The sequence below is a fragment of the Bacillus sp. AFS018417 genome (assembly GCF_002560985.1).
GTDB lineage: Bacteria > Bacillota > Bacilli > Bacillales > Bacillaceae_G > Bacillus_A > Bacillus_A rhizoplanae.
Genome location: NZ_NTTM01000031.1, coordinates 1 through 22,409 on the forward strand (window position 1 = coordinate 1; position 22,409 = coordinate 22,409).

The 22,409-nt window shown below is 34.6% G+C and carries 35 protein-coding genes; 29 read left to right on the top strand and 6 right to left on the bottom strand.

Annotation, left to right across the window (positions count from 1 at the left end; all coding sequences use genetic code 11):
* Positions 1-105: 105 nt before the first annotated feature.
* The 4 genes from CN326_RS13795 to CN326_RS13810 form a co-directional block, all read right to left on the bottom strand.
* The gene (locus CN326_RS13795; RefSeq protein WP_098309590.1) at positions 106-1,236 is read right to left on the bottom strand and encodes a site-specific integrase; all 1,131 of its coding nucleotides are present in this window, start codon (positions 1,234-1,236) and stop codon (positions 106-108) included.
* Between the two features lie 25 nt (positions 1,237-1,261).
* Positions 1,262-1,783, bottom strand: coding sequence for an ImmA/IrrE family metallo-endopeptidase (locus CN326_RS13800; protein WP_098309591.1), 522 nt, complete (start codon positions 1,781-1,783; stop codon positions 1,262-1,264).
* A gap of 250 nt (positions 1,784-2,033) precedes the next feature.
* A complete protein-coding gene (locus tag CN326_RS13805; protein ID WP_098309592.1) occupies positions 2,034-2,381 on the bottom strand; it encodes a short-chain dehydrogenase in 348 nt (115 codons plus the stop codon).
* Positions 2,382-2,582: 201 nt separating this feature from the next.
* Complete coding sequence (locus CN326_RS13810) at positions 2,583-2,960, bottom strand: helix-turn-helix domain-containing protein (protein ID WP_098309593.1); 378 nt, start codon at positions 2,958-2,960, stop codon at positions 2,583-2,585.
* Positions 2,961-3,120: 160 nt separating this feature from the next.
* On the opposite strand from CN326_RS13810, the gene CN326_RS13815 reads away from it, so the two are divergent.
* The 11 genes from CN326_RS13815 (at position 3,121) to CN326_RS13860 (ending at position 8,464) form a co-directional block, all read left to right on the top strand.
* On the top strand, positions 3,121-3,378 hold the full coding sequence (locus CN326_RS13815; RefSeq protein ID WP_098309594.1) for a helix-turn-helix domain-containing protein: 258 nt from the start codon (positions 3,121-3,123) through the stop codon (positions 3,376-3,378).
* Positions 3,379-3,391: 13 nt separating this feature from the next.
* On the top strand, positions 3,392-3,685 hold the full coding sequence (locus CN326_RS13820; protein WP_098309595.1) for a helix-turn-helix domain-containing protein: 294 nt from the start codon (positions 3,392-3,394) through the stop codon (positions 3,683-3,685).
* A 67-nt stretch (positions 3,686-3,752) separates the two neighbouring features.
* A complete protein-coding gene (locus CN326_RS13825) occupies positions 3,753-4,268 on the top strand; it encodes a helix-turn-helix domain-containing protein (protein WP_035434653.1) in 516 nt (171 codons plus the stop codon).
* Positions 4,269-4,314: 46 nt separating this feature from the next.
* A complete protein-coding gene (locus CN326_RS13830; protein WP_098309596.1) occupies positions 4,315-4,563 on the top strand; it encodes an RNA polymerase subunit sigma in 249 nt (82 codons plus the stop codon).
* Between the two features lie 50 nt (positions 4,564-4,613).
* Positions 4,614-4,790, top strand: coding sequence for a hypothetical protein (locus tag CN326_RS24660; protein WP_176524621.1), 177 nt, complete (start codon positions 4,614-4,616; stop codon positions 4,788-4,790).
* Position 4,791: 1 nt separating this feature from the next.
* On the top strand, positions 4,792-5,721 hold the full coding sequence (locus CN326_RS13835) for a DnaD domain-containing protein (RefSeq protein ID WP_098309597.1): 930 nt from the start codon (positions 4,792-4,794) through the stop codon (positions 5,719-5,721).
* Positions 5,718-7,040 (top strand): replicative DNA helicase, encoded by a 1,323-nt coding sequence (gene dnaB / locus CN326_RS13840; RefSeq protein ID WP_098309598.1) that lies wholly within the window; start codon positions 5,718-5,720, stop codon positions 7,038-7,040. The genes CN326_RS13835 and dnaB overlap by 4 nt, the downstream gene beginning before the upstream one ends.
* Before the next feature lie 2 nt (positions 7,041-7,042).
* Positions 7,043-7,231, top strand: a complete 189-nt coding sequence (locus CN326_RS13845) for a hypothetical protein (protein ID WP_098309599.1) — start codon at positions 7,043-7,045, stop codon at positions 7,229-7,231.
* Positions 7,206-7,568 carry a cell division protein SepF gene (locus tag CN326_RS13850; RefSeq protein WP_098309600.1) on the top strand — a complete coding sequence of 121 codons (363 nt, stop codon included), beginning with the start codon at positions 7,206-7,208 and terminating at the stop codon, positions 7,566-7,568. Before CN326_RS13845 ends, CN326_RS13850 begins: the two co-directional genes overlap by 26 nt.
* Before the next feature lie 69 nt (positions 7,569-7,637).
* The gene (locus CN326_RS13855; protein ID WP_176524623.1) at positions 7,638-7,844 is read left to right on the top strand and encodes an XtrA/YqaO family protein; all 207 of its coding nucleotides are present in this window, start codon (positions 7,638-7,640) and stop codon (positions 7,842-7,844) included.
* Positions 7,845-7,900: 56 nt separating this feature from the next.
* Positions 7,901-8,464 (top strand): sce7726 family protein, encoded by a 564-nt coding sequence (locus CN326_RS13860; RefSeq protein WP_098309601.1) that lies wholly within the window; start codon positions 7,901-7,903, stop codon positions 8,462-8,464.
* Here the strand turns inward: CN326_RS13860 and CN326_RS13865 are convergent.
* Complete coding sequence (locus CN326_RS13865) at positions 8,446-9,528, bottom strand: beta family protein (RefSeq protein ID WP_098309602.1); 1,083 nt, start codon at positions 9,526-9,528, stop codon at positions 8,446-8,448. The two genes, CN326_RS13860 and CN326_RS13865, sit on opposite strands and share 19 nt — an antisense overlap.
* A 334-nt stretch (positions 9,529-9,862) precedes the next feature.
* Between CN326_RS13865 and CN326_RS13870 the strand changes: the two genes are divergently transcribed.
* The 4 genes from CN326_RS13870 to CN326_RS24665 all read left to right on the top strand — a co-directional run bounded on the left by CN326_RS13870 (position 9,863) and on the right by CN326_RS24665 (position 12,584).
* The gene (locus CN326_RS13870) at positions 9,863-10,324 is read left to right on the top strand and encodes an ArpU family phage packaging/lysis transcriptional regulator (protein WP_098309603.1); all 462 of its coding nucleotides are present in this window, start codon (positions 9,863-9,865) and stop codon (positions 10,322-10,324) included.
* The gene (locus CN326_RS13875) at positions 10,321-10,863 is read left to right on the top strand and encodes a site-specific integrase (protein ID WP_098309604.1); all 543 of its coding nucleotides are present in this window, start codon (positions 10,321-10,323) and stop codon (positions 10,861-10,863) included. The genes CN326_RS13870 and CN326_RS13875 overlap by 4 nt, the downstream gene beginning before the upstream one ends.
* 192 nt (positions 10,864-11,055) lie before the next feature.
* Positions 11,056-11,775, top strand: coding sequence for a hypothetical protein (locus CN326_RS13880; protein ID WP_098309605.1), 720 nt, complete (start codon positions 11,056-11,058; stop codon positions 11,773-11,775).
* A 641-nt stretch (positions 11,776-12,416) separates the two neighbouring features.
* Complete coding sequence (locus CN326_RS24665; RefSeq protein ID WP_098309606.1) at positions 12,417-12,584, top strand: hypothetical protein; 168 nt, start codon at positions 12,417-12,419, stop codon at positions 12,582-12,584.
* A 62-nt stretch (positions 12,585-12,646) separates the two neighbouring features.
* On the opposite strand, the gene CN326_RS25100 is transcribed toward CN326_RS24665, so the two are convergent.
* Entirely contained in the window at positions 12,647-12,826 is a 180-nt protein-coding gene (locus CN326_RS25100) for a DUF8096 family protein (RefSeq protein ID WP_098309607.1), read from the bottom strand.
* A gap of 481 nt (positions 12,827-13,307) precedes the next feature.
* On the opposite strand from CN326_RS25100, the gene CN326_RS13895 reads away from it, so the two are divergent.
* The 14 genes from CN326_RS13895 (at position 13,308) to CN326_RS13960 (ending at position 22,401) form a co-directional block, all read left to right on the top strand.
* Positions 13,308-13,970, top strand: a complete 663-nt coding sequence (locus tag CN326_RS13895; RefSeq protein ID WP_098309608.1) for a hypothetical protein — start codon at positions 13,308-13,310, stop codon at positions 13,968-13,970.
* 68 nt (positions 13,971-14,038) lie between these two features.
* Positions 14,039-14,329 (top strand): Rho termination factor N-terminal domain-containing protein, encoded by a 291-nt coding sequence (locus CN326_RS13900; RefSeq protein WP_098309609.1) that lies wholly within the window; start codon positions 14,039-14,041, stop codon positions 14,327-14,329.
* Positions 14,326-14,700, top strand: a complete 375-nt coding sequence (locus tag CN326_RS13905; protein ID WP_098309610.1) for an HNH endonuclease — start codon at positions 14,326-14,328, stop codon at positions 14,698-14,700. The genes CN326_RS13900 and CN326_RS13905 overlap by 4 nt, the downstream gene beginning before the upstream one ends.
* 111 nt (positions 14,701-14,811) lie before the next feature.
* Positions 14,812-15,228, top strand: coding sequence for a P27 family phage terminase small subunit (locus tag CN326_RS13910; RefSeq protein WP_255258130.1), 417 nt, complete (start codon positions 14,812-14,814; stop codon positions 15,226-15,228).
* Positions 15,225-16,949 carry a terminase large subunit gene (locus tag CN326_RS13915; RefSeq protein ID WP_098309612.1) on the top strand — a complete coding sequence of 575 codons (1,725 nt, stop codon included), beginning with the start codon at positions 15,225-15,227 and terminating at the stop codon, positions 16,947-16,949. The genes CN326_RS13910 and CN326_RS13915 overlap by 4 nt, the downstream gene beginning before the upstream one ends.
* 20 nt (positions 16,950-16,969) lie before the next feature.
* Entirely contained in the window at positions 16,970-18,175 is a 1,206-nt protein-coding gene (locus CN326_RS13920) for a phage portal protein (protein ID WP_098309649.1), read from the top strand.
* Positions 18,144-18,722, top strand: a complete 579-nt coding sequence (locus CN326_RS13925) for an HK97 family phage prohead protease (RefSeq protein WP_098309613.1) — start codon at positions 18,144-18,146, stop codon at positions 18,720-18,722. The genes CN326_RS13920 and CN326_RS13925 overlap by 32 nt, the downstream gene beginning before the upstream one ends.
* Positions 18,723-20,084, top strand: a complete 1,362-nt coding sequence (locus tag CN326_RS13930) for a phage major capsid protein (RefSeq protein ID WP_098309614.1) — start codon at positions 18,723-18,725, stop codon at positions 20,082-20,084.
* 12 nt (positions 20,085-20,096) lie between these two features.
* Entirely contained in the window at positions 20,097-20,354 is a 258-nt protein-coding gene (locus CN326_RS13935; protein ID WP_098309615.1) for a head-tail connector protein, read from the top strand.
* Positions 20,338-20,670, top strand: a complete 333-nt coding sequence (locus CN326_RS13940; protein WP_098309616.1) for a hypothetical protein — start codon at positions 20,338-20,340, stop codon at positions 20,668-20,670. Before CN326_RS13935 ends, CN326_RS13940 begins: the two co-directional genes overlap by 17 nt.
* Positions 20,660-20,989, top strand: coding sequence for a hypothetical protein (locus tag CN326_RS13945; protein ID WP_098309617.1), 330 nt, complete (start codon positions 20,660-20,662; stop codon positions 20,987-20,989). The genes CN326_RS13940 and CN326_RS13945 overlap by 11 nt, the downstream gene beginning before the upstream one ends.
* Positions 20,989-21,369, top strand: coding sequence for an HK97-gp10 family putative phage morphogenesis protein (locus tag CN326_RS13950; RefSeq protein WP_098309618.1), 381 nt, complete (start codon positions 20,989-20,991; stop codon positions 21,367-21,369). Before CN326_RS13945 ends, CN326_RS13950 begins: the two co-directional genes overlap by 1 nt.
* 5 nt (positions 21,370-21,374) lie before the next feature.
* Positions 21,375-22,004 carry a major tail protein gene (locus tag CN326_RS13955; RefSeq protein WP_255258131.1) on the top strand — a complete coding sequence of 210 codons (630 nt, stop codon included), beginning with the start codon at positions 21,375-21,377 and terminating at the stop codon, positions 22,002-22,004.
* A gap of 10 nt (positions 22,005-22,014) precedes the next feature.
* The gene (locus tag CN326_RS13960) at positions 22,015-22,401 is read left to right on the top strand and encodes a hypothetical protein (RefSeq protein WP_098309619.1); all 387 of its coding nucleotides are present in this window, start codon (positions 22,015-22,017) and stop codon (positions 22,399-22,401) included.
* Positions 22,402-22,409 lie beyond the last annotated feature (8 nt).

The window sequence follows — 22,409 nt, forward strand, 5'->3', positions numbered from 1 at the left end:
TTTGTCCGTACATGTTGTATCAAAAATACAAAGCCAAAATCCTTGTAAATAAAGGGTTTAGCTTTGCATTTTTTAATATTTGCTCACATTTTGACCACATTGAGTCTAATTTGTTTTTCGAAATGCTTTTTCGAATCGATCAGATGATTCCTTTTGCATGTCTAAAGTAACGTGCGAGTATGTATTCATTGTCATCTCAATCGAAGAATGCCCCAATCGTTCAGAAACAATCTTTGGATGTTCTCCAAGATGTAACATAAGTGTTGCATGAGTATGTCGTAGATCATGGAAGCGAATCTTTTTCAAGCCAACCTTTTTAATTGCTTTTGTAAAATGATCATATATACCATTTGGATTTAAAGGTTGGCCAGTTTCTTTTGTTACAACATAACTATCATCCGAAAAAATTATGCCAAGTTGTAGTCCAAATTCTTTTTGAGAAATGCGATATTTTTTAAGTTCTTCAATTACAAAATTTGAAATAGAAATAGCTCGGGAAGATTGCTCATTTTTTGTTGATTGCACATAGATACCTTCATTTGGAGTGTAATACAATGTTCGTTTAATATTAATCTTTTCTGTCTCGAAGTTAATATCTCCCCAACGAAGACCTAAAATTTCACCACGGCGCATACCAGTATATATAGCTAGCATGTACAAAATATAATAATATTGTTTATCTTTCTTCATGTAATCAAGAAACTTTCGTGCTTCCTCAAATGACCATGTTTGCATTTCCTTCTTTTGTTTTCTAGGCTTGGTGACTTTTGTAAGTATATTAGAGTGCACATATTCCCATTTAACCGCAGTATTTAGAGATGTTTTCAAAATTGAATGAAGAAGTCCTACATAGTCTTCTGTCACACCTTCATTAAGGAACTTATTATACATCGCTGTTATCATTGGAGCCTTTAGCTCATGTATATTTCTATGTCCTATTACTGTGACAATTTTTTTAACAGCTGTTTTGTATGCAGCGAAAGTAGAGGATTTTACATTATGCTTTGCCACAGTTTCAAGCCAAAGTGTCATAAATTCTTGTACGGTAACTTTTTTCTCTTCAAAATAGTCACCATGCTCTACTTGTGTAATAAGTACCGCGGCAGCTTTTTGTGCTTCTTTTTTTGTTTTGAAACCAGATTTACTTTTTTGTTTTCGTTTCCCTGTTTCTGGATCGATACCAATATCAACTGTAAAAGACCATTTGTCACCGCGTTTTCTAAAATATCCTTTCATTGGACTAAGACCTCCTAATAATTATTTAAACAGCGTAATATACCCGTAAAACGTCTTGTATGCGACTTGCAAACATTTGCTCTTCATAATGTATTAAACGCCTGTTAGCAAGCTCTACGGTGACGTTAAATGTATTAGAAAGTAAGTAAATTGCTTCTGAACGTATAGATGGGAGAGGTAACTTTTGCAACATAAAAGTAGGAATACAAAAGTGCATAGCAAAATTCTGTGCCTTTGCTTCTTGATAGTCTAAGAACATCTTTGGCATACTCAATTGATTCCCAGTATGAAAGAGTAGGTGTGCCATTTCATGACCAAAATCTTCGAATTGTTCCTGTGGAGACTTTCGGTCATCTAATACGATGCTTGCTAGACCGTTACGCTCCATTGCACAACTTCCTATCGGAACGAAATAAAGCCAAATGTTTAGCTTTTTTGCAATCTTCATCATATCCATTTGTTCTGGAACAAAGATAGACAGCGATTGGTACAAGTTTTGGATGTAGTCTTCGAGTTGTGTAGTGTAGTAGGGCTGTGATTTGTACATGTCATTTCACTCCATATTTGTATAATAAGAACATACGTTCTTATTATAGAGCAAAAAGAAAAGCCCGTATAGGGGCTTTTTGGAAGTTAAATCGTATTTTCTATTTTTTAGGCTCTGTTAAACCTTAATGTTGATATTTGCATAATAATCAAGGGAAACCTTATTTATCAGGATTTCCCACTTTCTTGTTAAATGATAAATCTTGAAATCTATACCATAATGATCTTGTAGAATTAACTAAGTATTAGGTTTAAATCCCATAATGTATCATATATTTCTTTTCTTCTGTTGCCTTTATAATTTTTGAAGCCAGTTCATTTAGTTCAGCAGATTTTTTAAAATAACTTGAAGATGTGACTATATCATAAAATAATGATAATGATTCAGGTGGAATAATTGTTATTCCCCAATAGGCTAAACCATATTCTGGGCGATTAAATGAATGAAAGTAGGTTTTCATTATAGATAAAAGTTTATTTAAACTATTGATAATATCATCATCAACAGAAATGCAATTGTATTTTTGAGGGTTATAATCATTGTAATTTCTCTGACTTTCGAAATTATCAATTATTCCAAATTCATGTACGCAAGGCATTGTCATCAACCTCTCAATAAAAAATAACTAATTGGGAAAGTATTAAATATAAACACTCTACTTTAACAGAGCCACTTTTTAAGAAATCTGATATTTTTGTTTTTTATAACCAATCTAATTTTTCGTGATCTGAAAAAATATGTAAATGTGTAATTTTTATACAGTTACAGAATAAATAAAAACACGCAATAAGAGCGTGTATTATTTTTGTTCATCCCCAGGCTTACGGTTCTTTTCTTTCATCTTGATAAACTCCCAAAACTGACGCAGTTCTTCTTGCTTCTCTGGAGAAGCATCTTTAATGTCTTTGAACCATAAACCGAGTTCTGGATCGTTAAGGGCTTTGTCAATTTCTGTATCATTTTCATGTGTATATGTTTCAATTATCCCTAGAAGGTAATCAGTAGAAACTTCATAAAAATCAGCAGCATTTTTAATAAAATCTGGATCAGGTTTTCGTTCACCTGCTTCATAACGGGATAATTGCACATTTGAAACATTTAAAGCTTGTGCAGCTCTAGTTTGAGAATATCCTCTTATTTCGCGCACGTGACGCATTCGCTTAGCTAATGTGCTCATATTTCTCCCCTTTATTCTTTTTTATATTAAATATTTTACCATATCGGTAAATAAGCTAAAATAAACTTACCGAAAAGGATATAAATCGATTGACTTTGCCGAAATGGTAATATAATATAAAGGCATAAGTTACCAATTCGGCAAAATGAGGAGGTGCAAAATGTTACAAACAGTTAAAAAGGTTGATTTAGAAAAAATTAAATACCTTAGAAAAGAGTTAGATTTTTCAGTTGAAGAGATGTCTAAGAGGCTTGGTTATAAAACAATTAATGGTTATTACTACTTAGAAACAGGTCGTAATAAATTTTCTGCTGAAACTTTAGCGATGGTTGCTGATATATTTGATGTACCCATAGCTGACCTTTTTTTTGAAGAGAATATTGCCAAAATGGCAAGAGGTATTAAAAAACTAGCCTAAGGTGGTGATCCACATGTTCAGCTTCGATGTAGATAGTTTTCGCCAAATCATTCGTGAAGAAGTGGAGAGGGCAACGGTACATTTACAAAAACAAAATGAATTGCCGCCATTTCTTACTGTAACGGAATTAATGGAGCTCCTTCACATCAAACGTACAAAAGCTTCTGAGTTGTTAAATCGCTCTGATTTTCCCGTATTCCGTGAAGCAGGAGTATTGATCCCGACACATCTTCTCTTCCAATGGATTGAAAAGCATACTTTTTGGATAGAAGAGAATACCGAGTTTTATAGCAAACAAGTTATCTAAAGAAAAAATTATCATATTTACTTGTCACAAATAAATAATCGTTTAGGTACGAATGGGGGATATAGAAATGGCCATAGGAAAAGAAATTGCCATGGCTCGTAAACGACAAGGTCACACTCAAGAAAAACTCTCCTTAGATATTCCTGCAAGTCGTGAGTCATTGGCAAAGTACGAAACAAATAGTCGTCATTTGCCAAAGGATTTACACAAACATATTTCAGAAGCACTGGATGATCCACAATTTTTCTTTCACATTTGGCAAGAAGCAGCTGGAGCGGTTAGTATTCCCTTTTTCAACGGGGAATTTGTTGATCATCATCCTACAAGCATGAAATATATGGTCCAAAAAGAAACAGCGGAAGCACTTGAACAACTAGAAACAGTTTGTTGGTTTAAGCCACCGCAAGCATTATCAGAAAATGAAAAACAAGAAATGAAAAAGGTTATGCATGAAATTTTAGATGCGGCAGCATCAATGACAAACTTGGTAGCTGTTTTATGTGACCAATATGATTTTTCAATGAAGGATGTCTTTAAATACTGGAAGATGTCCTTAAGGGCGAGACGGTATACAGACAGTTGATTAAGTAATCTGTATAGAAAAATCAAATGTAAAGGAGAAATAGTAAATGACAGTAAATTATGAAAACCCTAGATTAGATGATTACAAGAAGTTAATTCGTTTTGAAGCAGAATTAAGCGGAGACATAAAGCTAGCTACAATTTTTGGAGAGTCAAGTAAAGTTAGAGAGTTAAAGCTTAATAAGAAGTTAATAGCAATTCGAATCAGAATTATTGAGGCTTCGTTTATCTTGAAGCATAAAAATACAAAATCTACCGCTTTGCAGAGCGATAGATCAATGATTTTCAAATATTAAGTTAAGCCAATTATATCAAATTAAAAGCTATATAACAATGGGGGTGCTGCATGATTTTAGACAAAACATTACATAGAGTATTACTGAATCCTAAGATATTTCAGCAATCGACATCAAAGCAGCATCTTATTCACTTAGTGCAGCAGTATCTTGCAAAAGGATATAAGAATTATCGCTTATTACGTATAGAAGGCGGATTTGCGATATGTAAACGGGAGGATGAATAACATGGCAGTTTATAGACAAGTACAAGTTTCATTTTGGCAGGATGCAAAAGTTATTGAGGAAATGACTCCAGAAGATAAGTTGTTTAATCTGTATCTTCTTACAAATCCACGTACTACACAAATTGGCGTATACCAAATTACGAAAAAGCAAATGGCTTTTGATTTAGGATACTCCATGGAAAGTATTAATTCACTCTTAGATCGTTTTGAAAAGCACCATAAATTAGTTAAGTATAATCCAGAAACACGAGAATTAGCGATTACCAACTGGGGAAAATACAACCTTAATAGAGGTGGTAAACCGATTGAGGATTGTATCCGTAAAGAATTAGATGGAGTATCAGATGTTAGTCTGGTCGGTTTAGTTGCACAAAAAGTTAAAAACGATAAAATTCGTTCCATTTTCGAAGAATTTCTTGTTGCTAACGATACCTTCGACGATACGTCAACGACAGGTGGGCAAGAAGAAAAAGAAGAAGAAAAAGAAGAACAACAACAAGAAGAACGCGCGAGCGCGGAAGAAGTTGTTGAAGTTAATCCGATTTCTTTTTACGAACAAAATTTTGGATTCATTACACCTTTTATCGCAGAAGGTATTCATGCTTGGGTAGATGACCTAAATGCAGAGCTTGTTGTTAAAGCCATGGAAATTGCTTTAGAGAAAAATACTAGAAATATGTCTTACGTAAATACAATTTTACGAGATTGGCACCTTAAAGGTCTTAAAACAGTAGCGGATGTCGAGGTGGCTGATAAAGCATTTCGCGCTAAGAAAATAGCACAGGTGAAGCAACAACCAACTTACCCACAAAAAGGTTTATCTGAATCAACAAAGCAAGTATTGCAGCAACAAGAGTCCTGGAAACAAAATGTGCCTACTGATGAAGAACTTGCAGCACTTAACCAGCAGAACGGATGGATGATGCAATGAATAACGAAATCATTCGCAATATAGAAGCTGAACAAAGTGTTTTAGGTAGTATCCTTCTTGAAGGTGATTTAATTAAAGATTGTCAGTTAAGAGAAAAACAATTTTCACATCCAGCACATCAAATTGTTTTTAAGGCTATGAAGGAATTAGATGATGCTGAGAGCCCAGTAGATCTTGTATCAGTAATTGCTAAATTTGATGAAAACTTTATCCAGCAAATTGGCGGTGTAGAGTTTTTTGTTAATTTAACCGAGGTAGTTTCAACAACAAAGAATTTTTCTTATCACGAAGGTCTAGTTATCGAATCTTGGAAGATGAGGCACGCTCAAGAAGTAGTTGTCAATTTATATAACAGTCTTAAAAATGACAAGGATATTAGTGCGATTAGCAACACAATTGATGAGCTGAATGCCATTGAAGAGACAGGATATGCAGGTGAATTTGATTTAAGAGGAACTCTTGTAGAGCTATATCAAAAAATACAGGTTGATGTTGGTGATTTAACAGGTATAAATACTGGATATAACGATTTAAATCGAATGACTTCTGGATTACAGGCAGGAGATTTAATCATTGTTGGTGCACGTCCAGCAATGGGGAAAACGGCGTTTGTACTAAACGTTGCTTACCATGCAGCAGATTCGAATACAGCAGTTGGAATCTTTTCACTAGAGATGGGAGAAGAACAATTGCTCAAGCGAATGATTTCTAGCGCTGGTAATGTTGATGCAACCAAAATGAAAAATCCTAAGAAACTTTGCAATATCAAAGACTGGGAAAACATCAGCCAAGCAATGGGATTGATTAACAATCTCTCACTGGAAATATACGATAAGGTAAATGTAACAATGCAAGAAATTTATGCGAAAACCAGAAAACTGAAACGTAAACATCCAGATAAAAAGGTATTAATAGCGATTGATTATTTACAGCTTATTGTTGGTGATCCAAAGCATAGAGGGAATCGTATGCAAGAGATTGGCGAGATTAGCCGGAAACTGAAACTGATGGCTAGGGAATTGGATGTATGTGTAATTGCTTTATCACAGTTAAGTCGTGCTGTTGAGAACAGACAAGATAAACGTCCTTTATTATCTGATTTACGTGAGACAGGGCAAATTGAGCAAGATGCAGATTTGATTGCATTTTTATATCGTGAAGATTATTACGATCCAGAAACAGCGAATAAAAACATAACTGAAATTATTCTAGCCAAGCAGAGAAATGGCCCTGTAGGTACAGTTGAACTTGCATTTATTAAAGAGTTTAGCAAATTCATTAATTTAGAGAGAAGATACGATAACCAACAGGAGGCATGATGATGTTATTAAGGCAGGAGGTTGAAAGACGGAAATTGCTCACTATTCGTAAATTACTTAGTTTAGGGCTATCTGAGGTAAATGGGAAAACATTAGATCAATTAACATTAACGCAACTTGAAGGGATTTTAAAAACGGGTTTGCGGGTATTGGAGGGAAAGAGCAATGCCAAAGCAGTTAACAATATTTGATGTTGAACCAGTAGTAGCATTTGATCCTAAGAAAGCACATATTCATCTGGTGAATTCACAATTGCGATTTACTGATGTAGTTGTTCAAATTCCACGACAGGTAAGAGCAATTGAAGAATTAAAACCAACAACAGCGCCTGATGATCGGTATGAACTATTTGAAGATTATACGATGGGTATTTGGAGGTACAAACGTGTAACAGATAAACAGTTTGATTGGGAAGAAGCTGAGGAACTTTGTAAACAAGCAAGGGAAAATAAAGAACCCATTCCGATAAGACTCTATCTATCCCTTGAGCAAGCATTTGTTCCAGATAACGTTGTGCAATATCTGTAGACAAATAAAAAAGTTGAGATTACTCCCAACTTAAACCTTTATAAATTATAACATATTGGAGTGATCTATGTGAGAATCAAAGATATAGATGTGAATCTGAACGGCTTAAAAATCGAGCACAATATAGAGCCAGGTAAAGTACTAGTATTAATTTTAGATGGGAATCAAGGAAAAGCAAAAATTTGTGAAGCGGTAGAACATGGGTTTACCATAGTTGAAACTGTGAAGGGACAAGCGAAAAGGGTTAAATTTGAAGAAAGCGAATTATTATTATAGTAGCGTTATTCTTGAAAATATTATTTGAATCTTTATTATATAAATAGGTGATGATAATGAAATTAAGAGATATACATTTAAGGGAAATGTTATTAGCAGAGCTTTATGATGAGCACAAGAATGACTCAAACACAAGAATAATTAATGAATTAGGAATAGATTTTGGAGCTTCAAGAATAGACGTTGCCGTAGTCAATGGTATAATACATGGATTTGAAATTAAAAGTGAATGTGACACACTTATACGCTTACCTCGACAAATGGAGTATTATAATCAATTATTTGAAAGAATGACTATCGTTGTAGCGCCAAAATATTACAATGAAGTGAAAGAGATTATTCCAAATTGGTGGGGAATAAAGGTGGTAAGTAGTAAAGGGGATAGGTTAATTACAAAAAGGAAGGGACGAAAAAAATCGTCCCAAGAATTAGAACTTCTTTTAAAGCTGCTATGGAAAAAAGAATTAGAAGCTTTAGTAGATGTTCTTGGATATTCTAAAAAGCTAAAGAAGTTAAAAAAGCACGAACTATTAGATTTGTTTAAGAATGAGCAGGATATTACTTCTATTAAAGAATTTGTATACTATTCTTTAAAGACTCGTCAAAATTGGCGTGATTGAGTTGAAACTGCAACTTGCTGTTGAAGTTGATCTGCTACTAATTCAATATGGTGATTGATGCCAAACTCTATTGGTTTTTGGTGGTTTGTAATTTTTAAAACTTCGTCTGCACATTGTTTGATAGCATGGTCACCATTTGAAAACTCTTGGCTTTTATACACATCACTATCCACAATTTCTTGACAAATAGAGATGAAGGTTTCTATTCCATCATTTTTTAGAAGTGCAGATTTTCCTATCATATAGTTATCTTCAGTTGTGTAGAATATTTTTAAATAAGTATTATAGTAATCTATATTGGCGTTTTGATCGGGTTCACCTTTTATTCTGACGGTATAATCCCCAAAGTGGAGTGTCGGAAAAGTTTCTTTTAAATGCATATAAGTTTGGAAATCAATGCGGGCATCTGCTATATCGAAAGTTGAAGGAGATATCTTTGCAGCATCTCCCGGACAATTTGTTAGTGCAAGAATTATATGTGAATGCTGTAATCGAGAAAAATTTGTAATAGAATTTGAGATTCTACTTTGATTTATAGCAACATTGGAGAAATCTAAAATTATATAAAAATCTTTAGAGGGAGCTGCTCCAATAATCTTTTCGTTAACTCGTTCAATAATGAAGTCTTCCATAGGGCTATTGAAGTCATGACAGCGAATTCTAATAGCTATTTCGTTACTATTTGTGTTCTGTATCACGGAGTTTATAATCCAATCTGGAGAGTCAAAATGGACACAAGGAATATAATTTAAAGTTGATTCTTCCATTTTATCGATACAATAGGTAATAAGGTTTTTGGTATTAGGACAAACCATTGATTCAGACGCTTCACCAATTTCATTAAAAGCAGGCATAAAGTCATATATGAATTTTATACCGTTTACTTTTCGAGAAAGATAGGAGCCTAATGTTCCAAAAGTTTGCCACCATTCTGCCTGGTTAGCAGGTTTTATTACTTTCGATTCAATTATTGGAACGATAGATTCTTTAGTCACTGATTTAAGCTGTTGCAGTGCATTCATTTCAGCTGTAGAGTTCTTAAGTATAGGGAAATAAGTTGACATTAAAAAAACACCCTTTCTTTATTTCTAAAATTTCATAATGCAATTATATAATTCTATAAAACCCATAAAATTCCTTTGAAGAATTGTCCAAGAACGAAAGCGTGAGGACACTAAATTGAATCCAATTTAGTGTCCTTTTTATTTTTAAAAAGTAATGTTATAAGGATTTTTATAAACTTTTCTAATTTAAAAATAGAATTTTAATTGTCTGTTTAATCATTGTTTGCAAAGTATCATAGGTATCTAGTCGTATTATCAAGGCGTAAAGAGTGTTAGTGATGTTTGATTTGATGAATGTTTTTTATTAATAAAAAAGATAAGGAGTGTATTATAGATGGGGCAATTAACTTTTTTACCTAAAATTGATCGTAAAGCAACACAAGCGCGTTTAGAAGAGGTTCTTGAGAATATTCGTATTTATAGACAATTTGGGATGATTAGAAATGAAATGAAGGTCACAACTTCTTGTGAGCCAAGATATCACGGTCCGACAAATTTAGTAGGTAAACCTGCTGAAGAAGTTGCTTTGGCAAATGTTGAATTGAGTGAACGAGAATTGAAGTTAAATCGCTTATCTTTTCAAGTTGATAAAGTTTTAAGTCGTTTTAGTAAGAGCCAAAGGGACATAATTGTAAAGCGATATCTAGAGGATGAGGATGTATTTGATTATATGGTTTATAACGAAATTGGTATGAGTGAGCGGACGTATAGACGTAATAAAGCCAATGCTTTTTATAAACTTGCATTTGCTCTTAGATTAGAAGTTTACGAACAACAGGGCGGTGAACAAGAATGAATTTTGTTCAACCTATTCGCGATCTAGAGCAGATACAGCAAATTAAAGAGTATTTAAAAGAAAAGAGCGAACGTAATTATATCTTGTTTGTAATGGGAATTAATACAGGCTTACGTATTAGTGATATCTTGAAGCTAAAGGTCGGTGACTTAAAAGGGAGCCATATTTCAATGCGTGAAATGAAAACAGGTAAGCAGAAGCGTATTCAAATTACTGCAGCATTAAGAAGAGAGTTGAAATGGTTCATTGATGAAAAGGAAGACCATGAATATCTAATTAAAAGCAGACAAGACAGTAACAGGCCAATAGGTAGGAGCATGGCATATAAGATACTTCGAGCAGCGGCAGCAGAGTTTGGTTTAGATGAGATTGGTACACATACATTACGTAAGACATTCGGATACCATATGTACATGCAGACAAAGAATATAGCATTGCTAATGGAGATATTCAATCACTCATCAGAACGGGTAACGCTTAGATATATAGGAGTAAACCAAGACGCAATGGATAAGGCTATGAAGAAGTTCAAAATATAGCAAACATTCTTTTTTCTTTTTTGTTTTTTACAGTTAACCATTTTTTATGTGTTGTGTAACTCAAAATAAAAGGATTGATAAAGTTAAGTGTGACAAGCGATTCAGCGTTTGAGGCAGTTACACAAAATATAAGATATGAGTAACTTGTAATGTTATAATAATTCGTATAGGAATAATTGGAGGATTGTTAATGTGGATAAATTTATAAATTTCTTTTCGAATATTAATTGGCAGACATACTTTAGTTCTATCTTAACAACAGGAGTACTTTATTTCCTTTTTCAAACATGGGCAAAAGAGGGGTTATCTTTTGTTTACAAGAAGAAATTTGAAGAATTTAAAAAAGAGTTAGAACAACATGCTGAAAAACAAAAGTTAGATTTTCAAAGGAAGATACATGATTTTGGTCTGTATTCTTCAAAAAGGCATGAGATATATCCAGAATTATATAAACAAATATTAATAGCACAGTCTTATATATTGTCATTAAGAGGTCTAAAATCTGTTCCTACGTTTGTGGAATATGATTCAGATGATATAAAAGAATATTTGGGACAAAGAAAAGTTTTAAATGGCAAAATAAACGAAATAGTTGAAATGTGGGAGAGGGATAAGGAAAGAGCTATTAAAGAAGTGAATGATTATATGAAGATTATAGAAATACAAGAAGCTAAATATGAATTAAGTAAAGCACGTGAACAATTATGGAAAAATGAACTATATTTGTCGCAGTCTGTTTGTGATGCAGCACAGCAGTTGGTAAAGAATTTAAGTAGTTTATTGATAAACTACGAGTTTTATGAACCTTCATTAAGGCAAGAGAATCAAAGATTAACAGAGGCTATTCAACAGAATATTGTCGACTTGAAAGATAAAATGCAAGAAGAACTAGCGATTGGACATTATGAATAATTAAATACGAGGGAATAACTATGAATTTTTTTGGATTAATTGGCAGAGTCGTGACCGTTTTTTGACCGCAAATGTGCCGGTTGATTTGGAATTACTGTGATATATTTGTATTGTGATGAGTGACGGGAATAACACGACTCGCAAGGATAATTTTATAATTAAACGGCCCTTTTGATTTAGACCTTGATTTCCGACAGCTTCGATGTTGCAGATTGAATGAACATTGAAGTAATGAAGAGCTTTTGCTCTTCTTTGAGCTAGCAACATCCTAGGTAGATAGAAATGAGGGTGGACTGATAATCCAGCCAAGACGTTCATCGTGGTTGTTAGCTGAAAGAGGCGCAAGAGTACCTTAACCAAAATTAAAAGAAATATGAAGTACACAGCACGACTTGTCTATTTTGAAGACCGTTATCCGATTGGATAGCGGTTTTTACTTTCTTTGATTGAAAGTAAAACTTCATTTACCGTATTTAAAGTAATAGCATAAAGATTTGACGAAAGGGCAACTGGTGCACGGTTGCTCTTTTATTATGCAAAAAGTGTATAAGTCGTGTGAGAGTTGAAAAAATAGTATATTATCTTTCTCAATGTACATATTAAGTAAAGTGTTTAATATCATACATAAAAGGCGGGGTAATATGAGTGAAAATAAGAAAAATGAAGAATTGAATAAGGTGAAGAAGTATTATTTTAATGAGGATAATCAACCAGTAGCTGGTATAGAGTTAACTTTGCCGCCTGATATAGGAAGCTTGTTAGACCCGAAATCAGATAATGATGAAAGTAGAGAGGGTAATAATGAATAAGTTTAATCTAAGCATCCATTCGGGTGCTTTTTATTGTACAAAGAAAAAAGCCCTGAATAGGACTATATGCTTTTCTTCATACCGCATTGACGACATTCTCTTATGAAGATGAAATCTTTAACGGAACTCTTGAATAAAGTGTTGCCGCAATTATCACAGCGACCGCTAATTTTATCAGGGTATTCTTTGTAGTCGTATATTTTACTTAGATCGTATTCTTGTTTAGGTTCTTTATTTTCCATTTGTTTCACCTACATATCAATCTGAATTAATATAACTTAATCATAATAAAACGAAGTATTCACATAGTGGATGCTTTTTATTTTGGAAGGAATGATACAAATGACATGGTTAAGTTTCTTCATTGGTTACAGTACAGGCATGATAATAACTGTATTAATTATGAAAAGCATCATTGAAGCGAAAGAAGTAGACAGACGGGATGTAAGCTTTTAAATAGTTGATTTAAATTAAAGTATCCATTCGGGTGCTTTTTCACATTTCGGGAAGGATGAGCATATACTGCTTGTACACCATTTAACTTTTGTTAAAAGGACTCTCGTAATCCAAATCCCAAAGAGGAGCGCTTGCGGAAACAGGTGCTCTTCTTTTTATTATGTAAAATTACATAGGTGGTGTTTTGAGAGGTTTTATAAATATATATAAAAATATATTTATAAAATTTCCATATTATTGCATAATGTGTTTTGGAGGCGATAGTTTATGGAAAATAAGAAGTGGGAAAATAGAGATTGGGTTTGGCTAGTAGGAATATTAATTACGATAATAATTTTACTAATAGCTGGATTTTATAACAATGATAAAATAGAGTTGAATTTCACTATCATATCTAGTGCAGTATCTATAGCTTTAGCACTTGTGGCGATTTTCATTGCACTTAAACAAGATAGTGATAATCAACGAGTAAATGATCGAATATCTTATTTGTTAAATGAAATATCAGTTAATGTAAGGAATGTAGATGCTAAGGTTGATAAAATAGATCCAAGGTTGTTGCATAGTGTTACTGAAGAAGTTGTAGACGAATACACTCAAGAAAGTAAAGAGAAAGAGACCTTTACCAAAGAAGAAGTTGATGAAATTGTTAATAAAATTAGTAAAGATATAACATCAAATATTAACGATCTTATAAATCTAGAAAATAATAAAAGAAAATATAGTTCGTCATATCAAAATAGAATGACGAAATCCACAGCTATTAAGGAGTTAAAAGTTAAAAATATAATTTTAGATAATATGGACAAAAGTCTTGTAGAGTTACAGGACATCCTAGCAGAACAAGTAGGAACTTCTTACTCAACAAGGTATATTGCTGATCTAAGGGAAGAAGCTCTTAATTCTAAGTCCAAAACCGTATTAATATAGCTATTTATTAAAACTAAGCACTCAACTATTTGGGTGCTTTTTATTATAAAAAAGGAGAGTGAACAGGAATGATTGTAGAAATTAGAAAGACTGTATCGGGAACTGAGTATTGGGATGCAAAAGAAAAGCGAAGTTTATTTGTACCAGCTGGTGAAGAGCCAGGATTCGAAGTAACTGAAAATCCTGAGAGTATGATCATGGGTGTGGACTTAGCAAGTGGTCCAGATACAACGGTATTAAATACAGTATCCTTGGAAGATATGAAGGTAAATGAGTTGCGTGCTTATGCTGCCGAACAAGGTATTGAGATTCCATCAAATGTTACAAAGAAAGATGACATCATTGCTTTACTGTCATGAAGTACTGTGACTTTAACGGCTGCCATAACAAGATAAGTAAGGGTAGATATTGTGAGGAACATAAGCGCAATAAGCCACGGAAGAAGAAGGACAAGAAGAACATCTATCATCATGAGAATAAACCATTCTACAATTCGGATGAATGGAAGTTCGTTCGTTCTCAAGTATACGAACGAGAGAAAGGATACTGTCAGCGATGTGGAAGATTCGTCTTTGGTAGGAGTGCTCATGTGCATCACATCATACCTATTAGGCAAGACGAAACACTTAAATTAGAAATAAATAATTTAATGTTACTTTGTCCAAAATGTCACATCAAAGAAGAAAATGAAGAAAAACAAAAAACAGTTTTTCCAAGTTATTTTGGATAGCCCCCCTATCAAATTTTAAAAATTGTCCTGTGGGAAAGATAGGTAGCAATGGGGGCACGTAAAGAGTTGCGCCACTTTTGAAAAATAAAGGGGGGTGTGAATGTGGCTCGAATGTCAAAAAAGAAAAGATTAGAAATGCTAGATATAGCAAGGGATGAAGAGCGAAAAAGAATCACAAAATTATTGACGGATGAGGATCTCTTCACACCTTCTTTGGAACCATTAATTGAAAATTATTTAGATGCTTTTATTATTTATAAAAACATGTTTGATGCTTGGAAAGATGAGGGGTTTGCTCCTACAAAAACGCATGAGAACAAGGCTGGAGCTATAAATGAAATGAAGCATCCCCTTGCTCAACAAGTTGAAACTTGGAATGATAAGAAGAATAAAATGTTAGAATCTCTTGGAATGACGAATAAGGGAAAAAGTGTGCAAAAAACGACTAAAAACACAGAAAATATTCCATCTAATGAGCCTAAAGATGAATTAGCGGCACATCGAGCGAAATGGCGGGGAATCAAATGATTATTACACCAGGCGTTAACTTTGCTGATAAGTATGCGAATAACGTCATGCGTAATAAAAAGAAATACCCGAAATCAATTATCCTTGCGGTAGAACGATATAAGAAATGGAAAAAACGTAAGGACATTTGGTTTGAAGTAGATCGAGCAAATGAAATGATTGATTTTGTACAATCATTTGTACGACATGTAAAAGGTCCGCTTGCGGGTCAATTGATGGAATTAGAACTGTGGGAAATATTTATTTTTGCGAATATGTATGGTTGGTACCATAAGAATGAAAAAGGAAAAACTGTTCGTGTTATTCGTGAATCATATGTTCAGGTACCGAAGAAAAATGGGAAGACAATCATTGCAGCTGGTGCACTTCTTTATGCAATGTATGGTGAAGGTGAACTTGGTGCGGATTGTTATTGCTCAGCTTCTGACTATGAACAAGCACAAAATGCAGCTGAACCAATTGCACAAGCGATAGAAAATTCTGAACCGCTGGCACGTCCTACACAAATTTATAAAGGTGTGAATGGTACAGTTAGTGGTGCTATGTATCGTTATAACACCAATGGTATTGCCTACCAAAATAAATTCAAAGTATTAACTAAAAACACTAAGGGTCTTGAGGGAAAGAACCCTTATTTTGTTTTAAATGATGAGCTTCATGCCCAAGAGAATATGGACATGTACGACAACTTGAAGTCAGCACAGATATCTCGTGAGCAACCGATGATGCTCAATATTTCAACGGCTGGTAAGGGTTCTTCTTCGGTTGGTATGCGAGTGTACAAGTATGCAAAGCATGTTCTCGAAAATGATGATGATGATTCCTTATTTGTTGCAATTTGGGAGCCGAACAAGAATTATGATTGGGAAGATCGTAAAGTTTGGGCAATGGTTAACCCAAATATCGGTGTTTCCGTCACTATGGAACAGCTCGAGATTGAATTCAAGAAAGCAAAGCAATCAGCACATTCAAAAGCTGAATTCTTATCCAAACATTTAAACGTATTCGTAAATGGTGCAGAGAATTACTTTGAACAAGACCAGGTGCAGCATGTACTTGTGGACGATCTTGGCGATTTAACAGGAGAAACTTGTTACCTTGGACTGGATTTGTCGAAAACAACAGACTTAACTTGTGTGAGTTTGAACTTTCCAACTTATGATGAAGAAGGGAAAGCTATTCTGAAGGTCAAGCAGATGTACTTCATACCGAATGCAGACATTGAGTTTCGTGAAAAAGAGGACAACGTTCCTTATACTGACTTGGTTGAGCGCGGTTACGTGCAGTTTTGTGATGGTAAAATGATTGACCAGGAACAAGTGCTGGATTACATCAAAGAATGTATGGATTTATACGATGTGCAGCAACTAAACTATGACCCGGCCATGTCTCAGAAGTTAATTGAGAAATGTGAAAACCTTGGTCTTGAATGTGTTGTAGTAAATCAATATCCAAACGTTATGAACGCTATGATTGATGATGCAGAACGTTTAATTTATGAAGAACGATTATTCACTGATAACCCACTATTTATATACTGTGCATTAAATTTAGTTGTAGTAACAAACATAAATGGAATGAAGGGGCCTTCAAAACGTCAGTCAAAGAAAAAGATTGATGGATTTGTGGCCTTTTTAGTTGCACATAAAGAAACCATGATGCAAATGGATGATATAGATGGTGACGGTATGGATGATTTAATTAGTGAAATTTATAGATAGATATGAAAGGCGGTGAGATATTGGGTTTACGAGATCGGTTTTCAAATTTTGTGTACAGACAGATGGAGAAGCGCGGCTGGTTCGAAGATATTTTTAGTAACACCATTCGCTATGGTGGCCGATACGTCACAGATGAAAATATTTTAGAATCTAGTGACGTGTATGAATTACTCCAGGACATTAGTAATCAAATGATGTTGGCAGAAATAGTTGTGGAAGACAAAGATGGAAAGGAAATTAAAAACCATCCATCTCTTAAGGTTTTAAAGAATCCAAATAACTATTTAACACAATCTGAATTTATAAAACTTATGACGAATACTTACTTGTTACAAGGTGAAGTGTTCCCAGTTCTTGATGTGGACCAATTGCATCTAGCGCAAAATGTTTATACTGAGTTGGATGACAGGTTGATTGAACATTTTAAAATCAATGGAAATGAAATACCGTCTTTTATGATTCGGCATGTGAAAAATGTCGGTGCTGATCACTTGCGTGGCGTTGGATTAATGCAGCTGGGTAAAGATACGCTTGAAGGTGTTATGAGTGCTGAGAAAGTTTTAACTGATAAGTATAAAAAAGGTGGTTTACTAGCATTCCTATTACAATTAGACGCACACATTAACCCGCAAAACGGTGCACAATCTAAACTTATCAAAGCTATCTTAGACCAATTGGAAGCCATAGACGAAAGTCGAAGTGTCAAAATGATTCCTTTAGGTAAAGGATACAGTATTGAAACACTTGAGAGTCCAATTGACGATCAAAAGACGCTGGACTACTTGAATGTTTATAAAAAAGACTTAGGTAAGTTCTTGGGCATAAATGTGGACACATACACAAAGTTAATTCAATCCGATTTAGAAAAAGCGATGATGTATTTGCATAACAAAGCCGTTCGTCCAATAATGAAAAACTTTGAAGACCATTTGAGTCTTCTTTTTTTCGGCCGAGATTCTGATAAGAGAATTAAATTTAAGATTAATATTCTTGATTTTGTTACTTACAGTACAAAAACAAATATCGGTTACAACATTGTGCGTACAGGAATTACAAGTCCAGACAACGTTGCGGATATGCTTGGGTTCCCTAAACAAAATACGCCTGAATCGCAAGCAATCTATATTTCTAATGATTTATCAAAAATTGGAGAGAAAAACGCTACTGATGATAGCTTGAAGGGAGGTGATGGAAATGGCAAAGAAAAAGGAAACACGGACATTTGACATCACCAAATTAAACACTAGGGATGTTACAGAAGAACAACCTTCTATGATAACTGGTTATGCAGCTGTTTTTAATTCAAAAACATCTATTGGTGGTTGGTTTGAGGAGATTATTGAACCTGGTGCTTTTGCTCGTTCTCTTTCTGAAAATGGCGATATTAGAGCGTTATTTAATCACAATTGGGATAACGTTCTTGGTAGAACAAAAAGTGGTACATTGCGACTAGAAGAGGATGAGAGAGGACTAAAATTCGAAATTGAATTACCTAATACATCTGTTGGTCGTGATTTAGCTGAAAGTATGTCCAGGGGAGACATTAACCAATGTTCATTTGGATTTTGGATAACTGAAGAAACTTGGGATTACAATGTTGAACCATCATTAAGGACCATTCACGAAGTAGAACTATACGAAATATCAGTTGTCTCTATACCAGCTTATGACGATACTGAAGCATCGTTAGTTCGTAGCAAAGAGATTGGTAAAGAAGTGGAACAACGAATGAAAATGATTAAACAAATAAATCAATTATTGGAGGAAAAATAAATGAATCGTCAATTATTATTAGCTTTACAAAAACGAAACAAAGAAAGACTTACAGAATTACGTGCTCAGGTAGAAAGTCCAAAATTACGCGCTGAAGACTTAGCGTCTATTCAAGAACAAATTGAGACAATTAATAAGGAATTGCAAGAAGTTGCTGATGCTTTAGCAAATCTTGATGATGAAGGAGATGGTGACGAAGGATCCGGGGAAGGTTCTTCAGAAGGTGACGAAGGCGGTTCTGGTGATGAAGGAGAAGGTCGCGATGGTGATCCAGAAGGAGAGGATGAAGGCGGTCAACGTGGAGCTGGTCTTTCAGCAGAACAACGAAATGCAGCAATGGTAGCTATTAAAGCTGGTCTTTCTACTCGAGGCAATAAAACTACTAAAACAAAAGAAAAAGAAATTCGTTCCGCATTTGCTAATTTCGTAGTTGGTAACATTAGTGAAGTAGAAGCGCGCTCACTTGGTATTGAAGCTGGAAATGGTTCAGTAACTATTCCAGAAGTCATTGCAAGTGAAATCATCACTTATGCTCAGGAAGAGAACTTATTGCGTAAGTATGGCTCTCGTCATAAAACAAACGGAAATGTTAAATATCCTGTTCTTGTTAAGAAGGCAGCTGCAAATGTTAACAAAAAAGAACGTGGTGCAGGAAACGAAATCCCTGAAACTGATATTGAATTTGATGAAATCCTTCTGGATCCAGCAGAATTTGATGCGCTGGCAACCGTTACGAAGAAGCTTATCAAAATGTCCGGTGTCAATGTGGAAGATATCGTAATCGAGGAATTGAAAAAGGCATATGTCCGTAAAGAAACAAATTACATGTTTAACGGTAATGATGTTGGTAATGAAAACCCTGGTGCATTGGCTAAGAAGGCAGTTCCATATTACGAATCAGAACCAATTGATATTACTGCTGCTGGATATTCTCAAAAGCTTTATCAGCAATTAGTAAAATTAAAAGGTCAACCGGTGACCGAAGTGCTTAAGAAATCCATGTGGATTATCAACCGTGCTGCATTAACAGTGCTGGAAGGTATGACTGATACTACCGGAAAGCCATTATTATATGAAGCTCCAAATGGTGTAGGGTACAAATTACTTGGTCATACTGTTGATTTCACAGATGCGGCAGATGGTGCAGATCCTACTAAGCCAGTGTTTTACTTTGGTGATTTCAAAGCATTCCATATTCAAGACGTTATTGGTGCAATGGAATTACAAAAGCTTATTGAGAAATATTCAAGTACAAATAAGGTTGGTTTCCAAATTTACAATTTACTAGATGGTCAATTAGTTTACTCTCCATTTGAACCGGCCATTTACCGCTATGAAGTTGGTAAAGTAAAGCCTGCTTAATGGTGAAGGATTATGGATGATTTAATTGAAAAATTAAAAGATCATATACATTGGGAAGAGGGTATGGATGATTCCATGCTCTCTTTTTATTTAACTACTGCGCAAAAATACGTACAAAATGCGACAGGCTCACAGACCGAATACTTAGTGATTATGGTTGCCGGCATTATGTATGAATATCGCGTGTCCGAAAAGGAATTAGAACAGGCACTTGATGCTTTAACTCCTTTCTTTGTACAGGAGGTTTATTCAGATGTCGAAACGACTTAATAACAATTTGAAATGGGCAGCTGATTTATTAAAACTTGGTGAAACCATTGACCCAGATACAGACCGTGTGGTTATGGGATATCTATTCGAACGAAAGATTAGATATAACAATATTGGCGTGACTTCAATGGACAAGTTTACAACGAAAGATACAAACGAAGTTGTGAAGAAAATTGAAGTTCGTTTAGATCGAGCGATTGAAGAAAATCAAAAAGAGTATCGTATCAAAATTAAAGATACGATTTATAACATTGAACGGATTTATGTGCGTGAGCATGATCGTGTGATGGAGGTGTCATTGTCACATGCAATTTAATTTTCAACAGTTGCGAACAATCATGAAACAATCGGGTTTACAAGTTTACCGTGACGAAGCACCAACAACAGCGATATATCCATACATTGTGTATGAATTTGTGAATGAAACTCAAAAGCGTGCATCGTCAAAAGTACTTAAATCAATGCCACTCTATCAGATTGCGGTTATCACAAGTGGTACTGAGCAGGATATTGAGCCATTGAAAGCCGTTTTAAACGCAGCTAGTATCGAATACTCTCAATTTGATGCAATACCATACGATGAGAACGACAACACCATAACGCAGTTTATAACGCTTGTGAGGTGTGTTAATTAATGGCTAATAATAATGGCTTTGCAGATGCGCTTGAGGATATTAATACGTTATTGCGTGTTGATAAGGAAGTTGAAATGAAAGTACTGATAGAAGCCGCTGAGTACTTTGTAGACAAGCTTAGACCACGAATTAAGATGTCTAATAAAAACAAGCAAACGCATTTAAGAGATAGTTTAAAAGTGGTTATAAAAGATGACGTTGTTAGAGTTGAATTTGAAGACGAAGCTTGGTATTGGTATCTTGCTGAAAATGGGCATAAAAAATCGAATGGTAAAGGCCGTGTGAAAGGCCGGCACTTTGTTCAAAACACATTTGACGCGGAAGGCGACAAAATAGCAGACATTTTGGCTCAAGAAATAATAGATAAAATGGAAGGATGATTTAAATGACAAAAGCACAAGAGTTATTGTATCCAGTTGGTATCGAATCGCTATATATCGCCATGATGACGAGTGGTAAAGATTCACGAGACGCTATTCCAACTTATGAAAGCCAAATTTATGTGATGGATAACATTGTTGAAATCGGCATTGCTGGTGAAAGTAAAACTGTACAAAAATGGGCATCTAATAAACTATTTGTTAATGCCAGCAAAAACTCTAAAAACAAATTATCTTTGAAGCATGTAGCACTTCCACAAGAGGTAAAAGATAAAATTTATGGTTATTTAGCACAAAAAGGTGTTGTGTTTAATAAAGCAACAGTAAAGGAATATCCAATGTTTGCTTTAGGTTTTGTCGCGCCTTTATCTGATGGTTCTAGTATGGGTCGTTGGTATCCTCGTGTACAAGTTACACCTCCTGAAGAGACGTTTGGAACACAAACAGATGAAGCAGAAGTTAAGGATCAATCGCTGAATATGGAAGCTACACCGTTATTGTTTAATGACGTGACAGAAGTAGATTTTTCAGAAGTCCGCGATAGTGCGACTGGCATTAAAGTTGCTGACTTTATGAAACAAGTAATTTGTGACGAGTCTCAACTGGCGTCTCTTGGAACAGTAACACAAGGATAGGAGTGATAACATGGCACGATTAAGTGACTTAGTAAATGTTGAAATTAATATAAATAAAATTAAAATACAGGGTGTTGAAATCCCTGTTATTTTTACGTTCGAATCATTCCCTTATGTGGAAGAAGCATATGGGAAATCATATCATGAGTTTGAAAAAGAAATGAATGAAATGCTGGGAAAAGGTAGTTTCTCTTTGGGAGAAAAAGAAGCTAAATTGATGCGTTCTTTAATTTATGCAATGGTGCGAAGCGGAGGTACTGAATGTACACCAACTGAAATTAAACATGCAATACCACTCTATGATGTTCCTGATATTTTTGCAGTAGTATACGAAATCTTTAGTGGTCAAAACTTCCAACGCTCTGATATGGAGAAGCTGAAGCAAGAAAAAAAGTAAAAAACATA

Bases quoted from the DNA above. Each gene is read 5' to 3' on its own strand.
- CN326_RS13925 (WP_098309613.1), top strand. From the start codon at position 18,144: ATGGCAAAGAAAAAGGAAACACGGACATTTGACATCACCAAATTAAAC.
- CN326_RS13795 (WP_098309590.1), bottom strand. From the start codon at position 1,236: ATGAAAGGATATTTTAGAAAACGCGGTGACAAATGGTCTTTTACAGTT.
- dnaB (WP_098309598.1), top strand. From the start codon at position 5,718: ATGAATAACGAAATCATTCGCAATATAGAAGCTGAACAAAGTGTTTTA.
- CN326_RS13825 (WP_035434653.1), top strand. From the start codon at position 3,753: ATGGCCATAGGAAAAGAAATTGCCATGGCTCGTAAACGACAAGGTCAC.
- CN326_RS13860 (WP_098309601.1), top strand. From the start codon at position 7,901: ATGAAATTAAGAGATATACATTTAAGGGAAATGTTATTAGCAGAGCTT.
- CN326_RS13930 (WP_098309614.1), top strand. From the start codon at position 18,723: ATGAATCGTCAATTATTATTAGCTTTACAAAAACGAAACAAAGAAAGA.
- CN326_RS13915 (WP_098309612.1), top strand. From the start codon at position 15,225: ATGATTATTACACCAGGCGTTAACTTTGCTGATAAGTATGCGAATAAC.
- CN326_RS13935 (WP_098309615.1), top strand. From the start codon at position 20,097: ATGGATGATTTAATTGAAAAATTAAAAGATCATATACATTGGGAAGAG.
- CN326_RS13815 (WP_098309594.1), top strand. From the start codon at position 3,121: ATGTTACAAACAGTTAAAAAGGTTGATTTAGAAAAAATTAAATACCTT.
- CN326_RS13950 (WP_098309618.1), top strand. From the start codon at position 20,989: ATGGCTAATAATAATGGCTTTGCAGATGCGCTTGAGGATATTAATACG.
- CN326_RS13910 (WP_255258130.1), top strand. From the start codon at position 14,812: ATGTCAAAAAAGAAAAGATTAGAAATGCTAGATATAGCAAGGGATGAA.
- CN326_RS13830 (WP_098309596.1), top strand. From the start codon at position 4,315: ATGACAGTAAATTATGAAAACCCTAGATTAGATGATTACAAGAAGTTA.
- CN326_RS24665 (WP_098309606.1), top strand. From the start codon at position 12,417: ATGAGTGAAAATAAGAAAAATGAAGAATTGAATAAGGTGAAGAAGTAT.
- CN326_RS13865 (WP_098309602.1), bottom strand. From the start codon at position 9,528: ATGTCAACTTATTTCCCTATACTTAAGAACTCTACAGCTGAAATGAAT.
- CN326_RS25100 (WP_098309607.1), bottom strand. From the start codon at position 12,826: ATGGAAAATAAAGAACCTAAACAAGAATACGATCTAAGTAAAATATAC.
- CN326_RS13905 (WP_098309610.1), top strand. From the start codon at position 14,326: ATGAAGTACTGTGACTTTAACGGCTGCCATAACAAGATAAGTAAGGGT.
- CN326_RS13875 (WP_098309604.1), top strand. From the start codon at position 10,321: ATGAATTTTGTTCAACCTATTCGCGATCTAGAGCAGATACAGCAAATT.
- CN326_RS13940 (WP_098309616.1), top strand. From the start codon at position 20,338: ATGTCGAAACGACTTAATAACAATTTGAAATGGGCAGCTGATTTATTA.
- CN326_RS13895 (WP_098309608.1), top strand. From the start codon at position 13,308: ATGGAAAATAAGAAGTGGGAAAATAGAGATTGGGTTTGGCTAGTAGGA.
- CN326_RS13850 (WP_098309600.1), top strand. From the start codon at position 7,206: ATGCCAAAGCAGTTAACAATATTTGATGTTGAACCAGTAGTAGCATTT.
- CN326_RS13845 (WP_098309599.1), top strand. From the start codon at position 7,043: ATGTTATTAAGGCAGGAGGTTGAAAGACGGAAATTGCTCACTATTCGT.
- CN326_RS13810 (WP_098309593.1), bottom strand. From the start codon at position 2,960: ATGAGCACATTAGCTAAGCGAATGCGTCACGTGCGCGAAATAAGAGGA.
- CN326_RS13870 (WP_098309603.1), top strand. From the start codon at position 9,863: ATGGGGCAATTAACTTTTTTACCTAAAATTGATCGTAAAGCAACACAA.
- CN326_RS13805 (WP_098309592.1), bottom strand. From the start codon at position 2,381: ATGCCTTGCGTACATGAATTTGGAATAATTGATAATTTCGAAAGTCAG.
- CN326_RS13820 (WP_098309595.1), top strand. From the start codon at position 3,392: ATGTTCAGCTTCGATGTAGATAGTTTTCGCCAAATCATTCGTGAAGAA.
- CN326_RS24660 (WP_176524621.1), top strand. From the start codon at position 4,614: ATGATTTTAGACAAAACATTACATAGAGTATTACTGAATCCTAAGATA.
- CN326_RS13960 (WP_098309619.1), top strand. From the start codon at position 22,015: ATGGCACGATTAAGTGACTTAGTAAATGTTGAAATTAATATAAATAAA.
- CN326_RS13945 (WP_098309617.1), top strand. From the start codon at position 20,660: ATGCAATTTAATTTTCAACAGTTGCGAACAATCATGAAACAATCGGGT.
- CN326_RS13800 (WP_098309591.1), bottom strand. From the start codon at position 1,783: ATGTACAAATCACAGCCCTACTACACTACACAACTCGAAGACTACATC.
- CN326_RS13955 (WP_255258131.1), top strand. From the start codon at position 21,375: ATGACAAAAGCACAAGAGTTATTGTATCCAGTTGGTATCGAATCGCTA.
- CN326_RS13835 (WP_098309597.1), top strand. From the start codon at position 4,792: ATGGCAGTTTATAGACAAGTACAAGTTTCATTTTGGCAGGATGCAAAA.
- CN326_RS13900 (WP_098309609.1), top strand. From the start codon at position 14,039: ATGATTGTAGAAATTAGAAAGACTGTATCGGGAACTGAGTATTGGGAT.